The following is a 12,766-nucleotide window of genomic DNA, read 5'->3' as shown; positions in this document are numbered from 1 at the left end:
AAAGAAAAAGCTGAAATCCACATCAGGATTTCAGCTTTTTTCCTTTTTAAGCAACTCGCCTTAATCCGCGACGGGCAAGGAGTAAATAAGTGAACATGGCGATGACATGACAGCTTACCATCACAATTCCCATCGGCAAGGGTGACTCACCTGAACCTAATCCCACCAGGGGAGCCATTAGTGATCCTAAAATGAAGGGAAGCAGGCCAATTAAAGCCGAAGCACTGCCTGCAGTTTTTTTCTGATTTTGCATCGCTAAAGAAAAACTTGTTGTTCCGACAATACCTACGCTTGAGACGGAGAGGAATAAAGCGACCAAAATTCCTGCCAACCCCATTTCAAGAAGGACTGAGGCAAGAAGTAATATTCCCCCAAACAAAGCTAGACATAATCCCATTTGAAGCAGTTTTTCTTCTTTAACCTTCCCTGCCAGCTTCCCGGCAACTTGTGAAGCGATGATGATCCCAATTCCGTTTATTGCAAAAATCAGGCTAAAGGTCTGTGGGGAAACCCCATAAATGTTCTGGAGAACAAATGGCGATCCGGAAATATAAGCGAACATAGCGGCACTTATGAATCCTTGTGAAAAAGCATAGCCCATAAACACACGATCCTTCAATAAGTTTCCAAATGTCCTGATTGTATCATTTACCCCACCGGCACTCCTGAGATTAGACGATAAAGTTTCCTTTATCCCAAAAAATGCAGCCGCAACCATAATGATACCTAATACTGAAATGACAATGAAAACTCCCCGCCAAGAAGTGAACTGTAAAAGTTGACCGCCAAAAACCGGTGCCAATATCGGAGCCGCCCCATTCACCAGCATTAACATGGAGAAGAACTTGGTCAAATCCGTTCCTGAAAAAAGGTCACGAACTATGGCCCTTGAAATGACAATGCCTCCCGCTCCCGCAATACCTTGGATAAAACGTAATAATAAAAGCAATTCAATGGTTGGAGCAAAAGCGCATAACAGAGATGAAATGCAATAAATGGATAAAGATATGATTAACGGTGTCCGCCTTCCTTTTGCATCACTTAGAGGCCCTAAATAAATTTGGCCCAAAGCCAATCCTAATAAGCAGGCCGTCAAGCTAAGCTGCGCTAAAGACGTACTGCTATTCAGATCCTCTGCCAGTGTAGGGAGACCCGGTAAATACATATCAAGTGACAGTGGTCCAATCGCTGCAAAAGATCCCAGCATAAGAGCCAACAACAGCCTTTTGGATTTAGTCATTTCGTTGCCTGATGATATCGTTTCCTTCATTTCAATCATTATTACCCCTATCCCTTTCAACTAATTGTTCTTCCTAAATAAAACTCGACTTTCTTTATTTTACAAAAGATCGACACATTTTACGATAAGTATGCTTCACTTGAATTCGTTTCTTCCATTCAGCACTCAATTAAGCATTAATGTGAGGATAAAGGAAAACTTCGATTTCAACCTTCGTATGCATCTCCATTTGAGCATTATTTTCAGCTTCGGCTAAAAAAATTCAATAAAAAATGACCCCATTTTGGAGTCACTATATACTGTAGACAAACTCGAAGTAAAGTCAGTTTCCCTGCCGTATTTTATTTGAAAAACGTTGCAGTTGATTTCAGCCGGAACACTTTTTACCACCTATACCGGACGTTTTTTGTTATCCAAAGCTTTTCCTCGGCCGTTCTCGTATTTTATCCGACCTACACCGCACTTTTCGGCCATTCACGATTTTTTTCGACCTTTACCTCACTCCGAAGCATTTATTTTAAGATCCACGGATTAAATCCGCTCCCTTTCCGCCGACCGCGGCCAAGTTCTTCAAACTAGTGATGTTTTAACCTATATAAAACAGTAAAAACTCATGGAGTATAACCAAGTCTTGTTTTTAAAATCGTGAAAGGGATTCGGGATATGACCATTCCAAACCCATTTTAGGGTCATTTTGATTTATTTAACAATACTAAATTACGGGGAGTATCACCAGATAACCCCTCCATCAAGTTTTGTACAGCAAGAGCTGCCATTTTCAATCTTGTGGCAATGCTGGCACTCCCGATATGCGGCAATGTAACCACATTGGGCAATGTTAGCAGCGGGTGGTCCACAGGGACGGGCTCTTCTTCGAATACATCCAATCCAGCCGCCCAAATTCCTCGACTTTTTAGCGCCTGGTACAACGCTTTTTCATCGATAATCCCGCCTCTTGCGGTATTTATGAGCACAGCCGTTCCTTTCATTAATTCAAGCTGCTCCTTGCCAATCATATAAGTGGTTTCCGGTGTGAGCGGCAGCATGACACAAACGAAATCCGAGATTTGGAGCAATTTTTCAAGAGGCTGATATTCGATTCCTAATTCTTTTTCCTGTCCATATTTACGGCTTCGATTAAAATAAACTATGTTCATGTCGAATCCCTTAGCTCTTTTGGCAAGGGCTTCCCCAATCCTGCCTAACCCGATGATACCCAGCGTTGCACCGTGTACATCTTGTCCTGTCAGCTGCATCGGCGACCAGGTTTCCCACTTTCCACTCCTTAAATAATCTTCAGCCTCCATCATCCTTCTCGCCGTTGCAAGCAGCAAGCCGAAGGTTAAATCAGCTGTCGTTTCCGTTAAAACCCCTGGTGTGTTCGTTACCATGATGCCCCGTTTTGCTGCACTTTGAACATCAATATTATTATGGCCCACTGCCATATTCGCGATGATTTTCAGATTAGGTGCCTGTTCAATCAGTGACTCATCGATTTGTTCCGTCAATAAGCAAAGCAGCCCCTCGACTTCTTTCATTTCTTCTTCAAGGACTTCTCTAGGGACCGGTATATCCTCTTGATCCCACATCCTGACATCATAATTTTGACTAAGACCTTCGATGATTTGTTCTGGCAATTTCCTTGTAATATAAATTTTTTGCTTCAAACCATAAACCTCCTATACCGTTTCATTCCATGAAACGCATTTTTTCACCTTTTGTCGACTTCAGTTTTTCATTACAAAAAAAATTAAAAGAATATTGGCTAAATTACTGGCTTGTTTATTCAATTTTAAAATAAACTAGATAAATAGACCATTCATTTCCAATCAATCTTACTATTAAATTTCTCGATTGCCTGGAAACTTCCGCTTGACAGTTTCAGTTCATTCAACTAATCATAGAATAATAACCCTTTAAATCTATTCGGTCATTAGTTTCGCAATTTTTCCAGATGTAGTTTATCTCGATTTAGGAGGATATGGGACGTTCATGAAAACGAATACAACATTTAAAATTTATCCAATTATAGCCCCAAGCGCTTTATCTTTAAAAAGTATAAACTTTTACTTAGTTAAACAGGATGAATCTTTAACATTAGTCGATGCAGGTATGAATGATGACGTCTGCTGGAATGCACTGCAGCAAACATTAAACGAAAATGGATTTACCGTTGGAGATATAACGGAAATTTTATTAACCCATCACCATGGAGACCATGTTGGTTTGGTCAACCGGATTACCGAACTCCATCCGATTCCCGTTTATGCCCATTCTAAATCCCTTCCCCGTTTAAAAAGGGACCCTGACTTCTTAAGTATGAGAATTGAATTTTATAAACAGCTTTACCATGAGATGGGCTGTGGTGAACTTGGAGATAAACAAGTGGCATACCTATTCAACGCGGTCGATAATAATAAAGATCAAAAACTGAATGGTGACATCATCGCCATCACGGAAAAACAATGGCTGAATTTTGAAGTGATCGAATTTCCAGGGCATGCCCCAGATCAAATTGCATTCCTTGACCAAGAAGGAAAACGGCTTCTTGCCGGTGATTTATTGATTGAACATATATCAAGCAATGCCTTGATCGAACCTGATGAAAACGGTAATAGAATGCTGACTCTCGTAGATCATATCGATTCATTAAAACGATGTTTAGCATTACAGGTGAATCTCCTATTTCCTGGTCATGGTAACATCATTGAACAACCCGGTCATACGATTGAAAAAAGACTCAACAGCATAGAAAGAAAATCACAAAAGATCCTTGCCTTGATAGAATCCGGAATTGCTACCGGCAATAAGCTGGCAAAGGAGTTTTACAAACAAAAGTATATATCTGAATTCCCGCTCGTCATGTCAGAAATCATCGGCCATTTGGATTATTTAGAATATCAGGGAAAAGTCACGAAACAACTCGTTGAAAATGTAGTTCATTATCAAGCTAAATGACATTAAAAAATGCTGAAATTGAAACCGTCCCCACTTAGTGGGGATTTTACTTTTTTTGTGGAAAAATATACAAAATACTTGAATCTGAAATACATAGGCCTTTTTGGGTGTTTTAATTAATCTAACAGGAAAATGATTAGAAAGTGAAGAATCCATTATCTGAATATTAAATATTTTCAGAATAGGGGATTGAATGTGAAAAGAAAATTTTTAAAGGTTTTAAGTTCAACAGTAGTAGCCGCAGCATTACTTGGCCCAAATGTCAGCTTAGCTGAAAGAGGACCAAATACGACAGGCGGAACGAATCTTTCTACCGAAGCATTCCTTAATTATGACGAACTTGTAAAAGAATTAAATCAACTTGAGCAAACGAGTTCAGGGAAAGTCAATGTAGAAGTGGCCGGAAAAACGAATCAGGGTCGTTCCATTCAAAAAGTGACTGTCGGTCATGGTGACAAAGTCGTTCTTATTCAAAGTGAAATTCATGGAAATGAAAAAACAGGAACTGTCGCGTTATTGAACATTCTTAAAAACCTTGGTCAAAGTAACTCACCTGAGGTAAAGAATGTGCTTGATGAACTAACAATTGTTGCTATTCCAATGATGAACGTAGACGGCTCAGAGCTTGATCGTCGTGGAAATGAAATGACATGGTCTGAAGTTGTAGGTGAATTCCCCCAACTTTCTAATGTGAAACCTACTTGGAACTATTACACTACTCCCAGATCAGGAGACGACTATGCTAGCAAACCGGGATTTGATGTTAACCGTGACTTCAATCCTGACCTAAATTATGTACCAAAGCCTCAAGACTTCCCGGGGGCATCTGAAAAGCCGGGCTGGTTTATTACCCCCGAAGCGCAAACGGTACGCGACACATATAAAGGCTTAAAATCGAAATTCGGGAAAGTGGATGTTTTTATCGATCTTCATCACCAGGGGTTCCCATATATCGAAGGAACTGATGAGCGTGCAACTATGTCAATATCAGGAAAATTCGTTCCTAACCCAAGTACTCCAGAAGGTGCTAAATATGCAGAGTATGCAGATAATTTTAAATATGATTTCTCCCGTCAGTTGACACTTACTGCGTATAATGCACTGCAAGCAAAAGGAAATTCAGTTTTTACAAATATTTCATTATACGATCAATCTATTGATCTGCCAGGAACTGCTTTAGGGACGTTTGCTTTAAACGGAAGTGGGACGGTTCTATTTGAAGTTAGTGGTCAAACACAAAACTTTGGGCAAAAAGAGAATGGCCAGCTCGTAAAAACGGTTGAAACGGGGCTAATGGGTATTATCAATGGTGTAACAGATGGATCGGTTCATAATCTTAATCCATCAGACTATGAAAAAATTCCTGAAAGTTCATCTACACCCGGAATCTAGTCAATATTGAAACTTAATTGTAAAGGGGGCTTTTCCGCCATCTGGCACCGAATATCGAAGCCAGATGGCAGCACAGCCTTTTTTATTTGTCTATTTGACAGGGGTAAGTCCATATCCAATTAAAGATTTCAGCCTTTTCATGCTGAAGAAACTCACACACACACTACAATCTCTCTGGAGAAAATGCCTTTCCTGGCTACACAGCGATCGGCGATCTCAAATCCTGCTTCTTCAATCATATGATCCATCGTGTCGATCGTTACGACGACGACCTTGTCAGCAAAGCCCCTGGCATGTTTAAGGATCGATAGTTGATCTTCCGGCGTCGCATGTGTATATAAATTGTAGGGCATATCGATAATCGCTACATCATATTTACTGGTGACCTCCGAAATCGGACCTGTAGTTACATCACCTTCGAGTCCGAAATAGGCAATGTTCTCCCTGGAACCGTCGGTAACAAGCGGATTGATATCCCGGCCGACAATATTGATTCCCATCGACAATGCTTCTACCAATACCGTTCCAATTCCGCAGCATGGATCAATTGCTTTCACGCCATCCGGATGCGGAACGGCTATGTTGGCAATGGCCCTCGCCACTCTTGTGCTAAGCGCTGTTGAATATTCACGGGGCTTTTTCATATGTTTTAACCAAACCGCTTCAGGTTTGACATACTTCCCAAAATACCAACGTCCGCCAAGGGTCACGATTCCAAAGACCTGATCAGGATTACGTACATCGGCATTTCCCTGAATGTGCCAGCCAATCTCCCGTTCAATTTCACGCTGTCCATCATAATCTATTTTTGCTTCCTTATTCAAATCGTTAATTTTCACGAATAATACTTTGAACGTCGAATCAGGCAAATGAATACCCTTCACTTGCTCAACGATTTCGGATATGCTTTCCCCTTCAAACATGACGTCGACCCGCCCTTTTATGAAAGGGCTCCTGCTCGGTTCAATTGCTATATCACTTTTTAAAATATCCCCTGAAGTCTCAAAGCCAAAGAACGAACGCATCTCCATTTTAGATAAAGAGCGTTCGTCAGGGGTGCATGTAAACGTATATATATATGCCGGTTTGCGGCTATGATTAGTCAATCCATTCCCATCCTTCATTACTTTAAATTATATCTTTCTATCAAACATAGCTGTAATAGTAGAGAAAAGCAAATGGAATCGTGCAGAAAAAAGCAGGAATGCTTTTCTTTCAACACTCCTGCTGTTATATTTTTCATTGTTCCATCACTAACGGATAGGAATTATTAATCCAATTTATGCAGCCGGCTAATTATATACTTTCCACGGGCCTCAATGAATTTCAGGATGAATTCGGGCTCAGTATCAAATTTCACAATATTCCCCTTGATATATGGATCTTTTGAAACATAAGGTCTTATTTGATCATGCATTTCCTGAATGATAGGTTTCATATAGCCCACGTTAAAATGATTGTTCAAAATCTCCTTAAGAAGTTCTTGGTATCGGACACGAAATCCCCTTACATCAAGGATTCTGGCAGTCAATGTATTGAACCCCTCGATCCCCACATAATCCTCTTCCATCACTTTCCCGTTAACATCCCTGCCCCATGTCGCATCATAATCCCATGGAATCATTTCAAAGAGTCCAGTTTCTCCATTTCGATACAAGGCATAGTTATGAACGAACCCATCATAGTTTTGTGTGAATATGACACCGGCCAGCCAGCGCAGGTATTTATCGACATCGAGATATTTTACGATTTCCTTTTCAAAATCCACTCTTGAAATTGTATTGATTTGAAGAATCAGCTCTTGTAAATATAATTCATCCTTTGCTGTCCCGCATTTTTTTTGATAGCCCATCTCCAATGATTTTTTGATTCCTTTATCCAAATCGCTCATCAATGAGAAATTGGCATCACCATCCACTGCATAGAAAATGGCCCCCTTTGGCAGCCCCCTTTTCTTCAAATAATATTCATCCACCGATTCCAATTCCAGGTATATCCCTTCGTCCTTTCCGTTCAGATTCAGGAAAACGAACTGGGAGTTCGGTGATAAGGTGCCTATATCCGAAAAAAAGTCTAAAGATAATTTATTTCTTAGTAAAGATTTATCTTTATATTCGGCATTTAAATGAACTTCCTTGGCATTCTTAAAAGTATTAGGTTTATAAAAGACTACATTATAGGATTTTTTGCGAAAACCGCGGATATGTGAGCCACGGTAAACAATATCAATATCAAGTTTTTTTCTGTTAAGTGTTAACTTTGCCGGTAAAGGATCATTGCACCATATATCTCTCCGAAGTTCCATTAAATTAACTGGTGAAATAAAAAGCTGGTACACAGGCAGCTTCTTGTCAGAATCCATATAACCCTTCCCTTCACTTTCCTATTAAATTATGGAAAAAAGCGAAGGATGTCACCAAAAAAAAAACACTATTTTTAAAAAGATGGGGGTTTTCTTTAGCACATCACGTACAAGCAACATAGTTTAATGTATAGAAAGGGGGATTATATATGTCAGACATCATTCGTGACATACAGAATGCGGTGGATAGAGCCAATTCCTTGGGATTAAGCGATTTCATGTTTAAGGACCCACATTCAAAAGGCCGATCTTCACGTACAAGCAACAAATGCTCCGCTTGCAGCACTAAGCGTTGCACGAGCAGGAATAGGAACCGGTCCACTTGTGGTACTCAAAGGGGCACGAGCAGGTCAACTTGCAGCACGCAAAGGCGCACGAGCAGGAAACGATCCACCTGCGGCACTCAAAGGGCCTCTTGCTGGAAACGATCCACTTCCGGCACTCAAAGGGGTTCCTGCTGGAAATGGATATCGACATGCAGCACACAAAGGCACACCAGCCGAAACCGTTGTTCTATATGCAGCAGACAAAGGCGCGCCAGCAGAAACCGTTGTTCCTCCAACCGCTGCAGGTGGCTTTGCAGCAATAACTTTTGCAATAAACGGAAATGCTGCTTCTAATTTCAGGGTTACGTTTTAATTTTTACTGTTTATTAAGCTTTAATGTAAAGCCAATCCCTATATAAAAACACAAAACTCGCCACTATTTGACGAGTTTTTGTGTTTTTATCGGTTATATCCATCCAACAGTTGATATGCTGTTATATCGGGTTGAAAAACAGCATGAAGAGCTTCGTAACGTAAATAAAGAATGAGAACGTCAAATAAACATTTAGCATAACAAAAATATCTCACCGTTCTTGATAAAAAGGCAATGAAGTTGATTAAGAGCATAAGGAGAAATTATATTTTTTGGTTTTTAAATACTAGGCAAATCCCCAGTGTTTTTATGAAATCTCTCCTTTGTAATTTAAAAAGTCCCCAGGTACTTTGGTTAATAGCTTGGTTAATCTAATTATGCAAGACTTCTTCTCTTAGGCTAGGCGTATTTTTTTAGCAGGGAAAGCCTAACCAATCCAACAACTAAGCCAAACCCAAAAATCATTAAAACTATATAGTTGTTGGATAACTTCCCCTGAAGAAGAATAAACAGTAATACCGAGATAAATACAACCATAAATAGCAAAACAACATCAATACGCTTCATGAAACCATCCTTACTTAGAATGATATTTTACTCCTGTCGGAAGTTATCTAATCTTTGATGATACGAAATTTTTATAGATTCTTGCTCAACACCATAACAAATATTTGTCCCTAATAACCAGCGGCACCAAGACCGACTGCTATAGCAATGCCTTCTTCTTCATTCTTCACTTAAGTTTGTTGATAAATCTCCTGATGGGTCCATGAAAAAAATCCCAGATTCACCCCATACAATATACTGATCTATTGTATCAATTAGTTCCTGAGAAAAGTTACTTCTTTAACACGTTCTTCTTGAGAAGTTATTAAATTTCTACTTCGTTCGCCATACCGGCAGCACTATTATTTTCATAAAAACAGCTCCATCATCTGCCTGAACATATTAAAAAGGATCCTACCCTCATACATACGGTAGGATCCTCCCAGTTTCGCTTATTTAACGGAGACCAATTCGAACTGTGCATACACATCCTTCAGCCCTGCTTGAATGGCTTGACCAGCCTTCCCACGATAATGCATTTGCACCCGGTCAATCAATTCTTCGATTCCATCATTCAGGCAATAACCGCGCAGCAGCTGACGAATGAATTCCCTTCCATGTTCTGTAGCAAGTGTACAGGACGCCTCGACTATTACTCCATATTTAAAGTCAAGCTCCACCGTGATGGTGATAGAATCATATATATTTCTCGCTGCCATCCCTTGTGGAAGCTTTGCATGCCCTGCAATAAAGTATGTGTTCATCATCTGATCTCCTCTATCTATAGTTAATGTACGGAAACCTGCTCGAAGGGCCATGCAGGCAATTGCTTACGAAGCTCTTTATCTTGTCTGTAGCCAAGTGCGTATTCACCCTGCATTACAGTATGAATCTCACGGGTTCCTTCGTAAATGACCGGAGCTTTTGAATTCCGCAGAAAACGTTCCACTGGATATTCATCCGAGTAGCCGTAGGCACCATGAATTTGAACAGCATCATTGGCAGCTTCGTTTGCAGCATTACATGATATCCACTTGGCAAGCGATGTTTCCTTCGTATTCCTTTTTCCTTGATTTTTTAAGGTACCCGCTTTAAAGACGAGCAATCTGGAAATCTCTAAATTTGCGGTCATCTTGGCAATCATCTGTTGAACGAGCTGATGCCTGCCAATCTCTTTTCCGAATGTGCTTCTTTCATGGCAATACTTCAAGCTTGCTTCCAGGCTTGCTTCTATTAACCCTACAGCACCTGCGGCCACTGTAAACCGGCCGCTGTCCAATGCCGACATGGAAATTTTAAAGCCCTCACCTTCTTCACCAAGCCTATTCTCCACTGGAACTTTTACATCCGTTAAAAAGATTTCGCCTGTATTCCCGGCACGAATTCCCAATTTCCCTTTAATGGCTTTCGACTCCACTCCCTCGAAAGTCCGTTCCACAATAAAAGCAGTGATACCCCTTGAACCGGCATCATGATCCGTCTTGGCGAAGATAAGGAAATGATCTGCATAATCACAGAGCGAAATCCATGTTTTAGACCCGTTCAAGATATAATGGTCCCCAACACGTTTTGCCGTTGACTTCATTGCAGCAACATCAGACCCTGCATTCGGTTCAGTCAGACCAAAAGCACCTATCTTGATCCCTTTTGCCTGCGGTACTAAATATTTCTGTTTTTGTTCTTCCGTCCCCCATTGCAGCAGGGTCATGCTATTCAACCCTGTATGTACCGAAACTGCAGTACGGTAAGCCGTATCGCCTCGCTCCAGCTCTTCACAAACGATGGCCAGGGTATTATAATCCATACCGACTCCGCCATACTCTTCTGGTATACAAACGCCCATCAGCTGTAATTCCGCTAACCTTTTTAAAATATGTGGCTGGAATTGACCTTGCCTATCCCACTCTTGAATGTAAGGGATAATTTCCTTATCGACAAATTTCCTTACCACTTTCTTCACGCTTTGCTGCTCTTCTGTTAATTCGAAATTCATCATTAAAATTCCTCCTAAATAATTTTATTTTCCTTGAATTTGCTTATTTGGTCTGGACTATATCCAATATCAGCCAAAATGGAATCGGTGTGCTCACCATAGAGCGGCGGATGCTTTCTCATCGTAACCGGAGTTTTTGAAAGGTTCAGGGGCGATCCCGTCACTCTAAGACCTTCGATTGTGGGATGCTCCATGCTCACCAACATGCCTCTTGCGATGATTTGCGGATCCTCGAACATCTCTGCTATATCATTGATCGGACCATTGGGTATCCCTGCATCATCAAACAGCCCTTTCCATTCCTTCTTTGTCTTTCCTTTCAACAAATCCTCTATTATCGGTATTAATACTTCCTTGTTTTGCAAACGTTTTTCATTATGCTTAAACTGTTCCTGCTGGGCTAAATCAGGTCTGCCTATAACGGTTGAAAATCTCCTGAACTGATCATCATTTCCTACTGCCACGACAAGCTCTCCATCGCTTGTCCGGAATGTCTGGTATGGAACGATATTGGGATGCTGGTTTCCCATTCTTTCAGGGGTCAAGCCACTGAATAAATAGTTGCTGGCGACATTCACCAATGAAGAAACCTGACAATCCATTAACGAAATATCAATTTCCTGTCCTTCCCCCAATTTATCCCTATGATGTAAAGCGGATAAAATGCCAATGCATGTATACAAGCCAGTCAATATGTCAGCTATGGCCACTCCGACCTTCACGGGACTCCCATCTTTCTCTCCGGTGATGCTCATCAAACCACTCATCGCTTGAATGATATAATCATAGCCTGGCAAATCTTTATAAGGACCGGTTAAACCAAATCCTGTAATCGAGGCCATGATCAGTTTGGGGTTGGTTTCCTTTAAATCCTCATAACCCAACCCCAGTTTTTCCAATGTGCCCGTCTTGAAATTTTGAATCACTATATCCCCTGAATCCACCAACTTCCGGAAAATCTCTTTTCCTTCCTCGGATTTTAAATTCAAGGTCATGCTTTGCTTATTTCGATTGGCACATAAATAGTAAGCGCTTTCTCCTTGGGCGAATGGCGGACCCCACCCTCTCGTTTCATCACCTGATTCATGATGCTCAATTTTAATAACATCGGCACCCAAATCACCGAGAATCATTGAACAAAACGGCCCCGCCAAAACACGGGATACATCGATAATCCTGACTCCTTCCAAAGCTCCATTCATATCATCACCCCTTTCAAACTGTCGGGATACACAAAAAAGAGCCAGTAAAACCAACAATGTCATTACATTGAATGTTTCACTGACCCTTATCCACGAACTGTCTTCCTGCAAAGGAAGATCAAGTGAACCAAGTCAATTTTTATGGATTCCAGTTTTATGACAAGCCGGCCATGCAACAAGGTAACTTGTTGTCATCGGTTTGGTAAATTAAGTATAGTTTCATTTTTTGAATTTTGCAATAATTTTGTTTGGGTGTTTTTATTACTTCCTCTGAAATACTCTGAAGCATACCTCCCGTTAATATAAAAATACTTCCAGTAAATCGGAATTGCCTTTATTCGTGAGCTATGTGATGATTGAATATGCATAACTGTCAATATATGAATTATACATAATATCAATTATCGCTCGCTAGACAAGGAAAACTTAAAAGG

The 12,766-nt window shown here is 40.6% G+C and carries 11 protein-coding genes and 1 pseudogene; 4 read left to right on the top strand and 8 right to left on the bottom strand.

The window, feature by feature from the left end:
• Window positions 1-46 precede the first annotated feature (46 nt).
• Window positions 47-1,279, bottom strand: a complete 1,233-nt coding sequence (locus OSJ91_RS07555) for a multidrug effflux MFS transporter (RefSeq protein WP_485891320.1) — start codon at window positions 1,277-1,279, stop codon at window positions 47-49.
• Between the two features lie 650 nt (window positions 1,280-1,929).
• A complete protein-coding gene (locus tag OSJ91_RS07550; RefSeq protein ID WP_485891319.1) occupies window positions 1,930-2,907 on the bottom strand; it encodes a 2-hydroxyacid dehydrogenase in 978 nt (325 codons plus the stop codon).
• A 325-nt stretch (window positions 2,908-3,232) separates the two neighbouring features.
• On the opposite strand from OSJ91_RS07550, the gene OSJ91_RS07545 reads away from it, so the two are divergent.
• Both OSJ91_RS07545 and OSJ91_RS07540 read left to right on the top strand, forming a co-directional pair.
• Entirely contained in the window at window positions 3,233-4,198 is a 966-nt protein-coding gene (locus OSJ91_RS07545) for an MBL fold metallo-hydrolase (RefSeq protein WP_485891318.1), read from the top strand.
• A 195-nt stretch (window positions 4,199-4,393) separates the two neighbouring features.
• On the top strand, window positions 4,394-5,590 hold the full coding sequence (locus OSJ91_RS07540) for a M14 family zinc carboxypeptidase (protein WP_485891317.1): 1,197 nt from the start codon (window positions 4,394-4,396) through the stop codon (window positions 5,588-5,590).
• 152 nt (window positions 5,591-5,742) lie between these two features.
• Here the strand turns inward: OSJ91_RS07540 and OSJ91_RS07535 are convergent, their stop codons facing one another.
• A complete protein-coding gene (locus OSJ91_RS07535; RefSeq protein WP_137020373.1) occupies window positions 5,743-6,696 on the bottom strand; it encodes a TRM11 family SAM-dependent methyltransferase in 954 nt (317 codons plus the stop codon).
• A gap of 164 nt (window positions 6,697-6,860) precedes the next feature.
• Window positions 6,861-7,952, bottom strand: coding sequence for a CotH kinase family protein (locus tag OSJ91_RS07530; RefSeq protein ID WP_485891316.1), 1,092 nt, complete (start codon window positions 7,950-7,952; stop codon window positions 6,861-6,863).
• A 149-nt stretch (window positions 7,953-8,101) separates the two neighbouring features.
• Here OSJ91_RS07530 and OSJ91_RS07525 point away from each other — a divergent pair.
• Window positions 8,102-8,179, top strand: a pseudogene (locus tag OSJ91_RS07525) (CotG/ExsB N-terminal domain-containing protein); the annotation flags it as partial.
• 97 nt (window positions 8,180-8,276) lie between these two features.
• Entirely contained in the window at window positions 8,277-8,591 is a 315-nt protein-coding gene (locus OSJ91_RS07520) for a hypothetical protein (RefSeq protein WP_485891953.1), read from the top strand.
• A 399-nt stretch (window positions 8,592-8,990) separates the two neighbouring features.
• Here OSJ91_RS07520 and OSJ91_RS07515 read toward each other — a convergent pair whose 3' ends face one another.
• The 4 genes from OSJ91_RS07515 to OSJ91_RS07500 form a co-directional block, all read right to left on the bottom strand.
• Window positions 8,991-9,158: a hypothetical protein gene (locus OSJ91_RS07515; protein WP_350301795.1), complete on the bottom strand. Its 168-nt coding sequence runs from the start codon at window positions 9,156-9,158 to the stop codon at window positions 8,991-8,993.
• A gap of 431 nt (window positions 9,159-9,589) precedes the next feature.
• A complete protein-coding gene (locus tag OSJ91_RS07510) occupies window positions 9,590-9,901 on the bottom strand; it encodes a DUF3870 domain-containing protein (protein WP_485891863.1) in 312 nt (103 codons plus the stop codon).
• A 23-nt stretch (window positions 9,902-9,924) separates the two neighbouring features.
• Entirely contained in the window at window positions 9,925-11,130 is a 1,206-nt protein-coding gene (locus OSJ91_RS07505) for an acyl-CoA dehydrogenase family protein (RefSeq protein WP_054400504.1), read from the bottom strand.
• Between the two features lie 14 nt (window positions 11,131-11,144).
• Window positions 11,145-12,332 (bottom strand): CaiB/BaiF CoA transferase family protein, encoded by a 1,188-nt coding sequence (locus tag OSJ91_RS07500; protein ID WP_485891315.1) that lies wholly within the window; start codon window positions 12,330-12,332, stop codon window positions 11,145-11,147.
• Between the last annotated feature and the right edge of the window lie 434 nt (window positions 12,333-12,766).

The sequence above is a fragment of the Bacillus sp. T-10(2022) genome (assembly GCF_056502895.1).
This window is presented reverse-complemented; position numbering and strand designations above follow the sequence as displayed.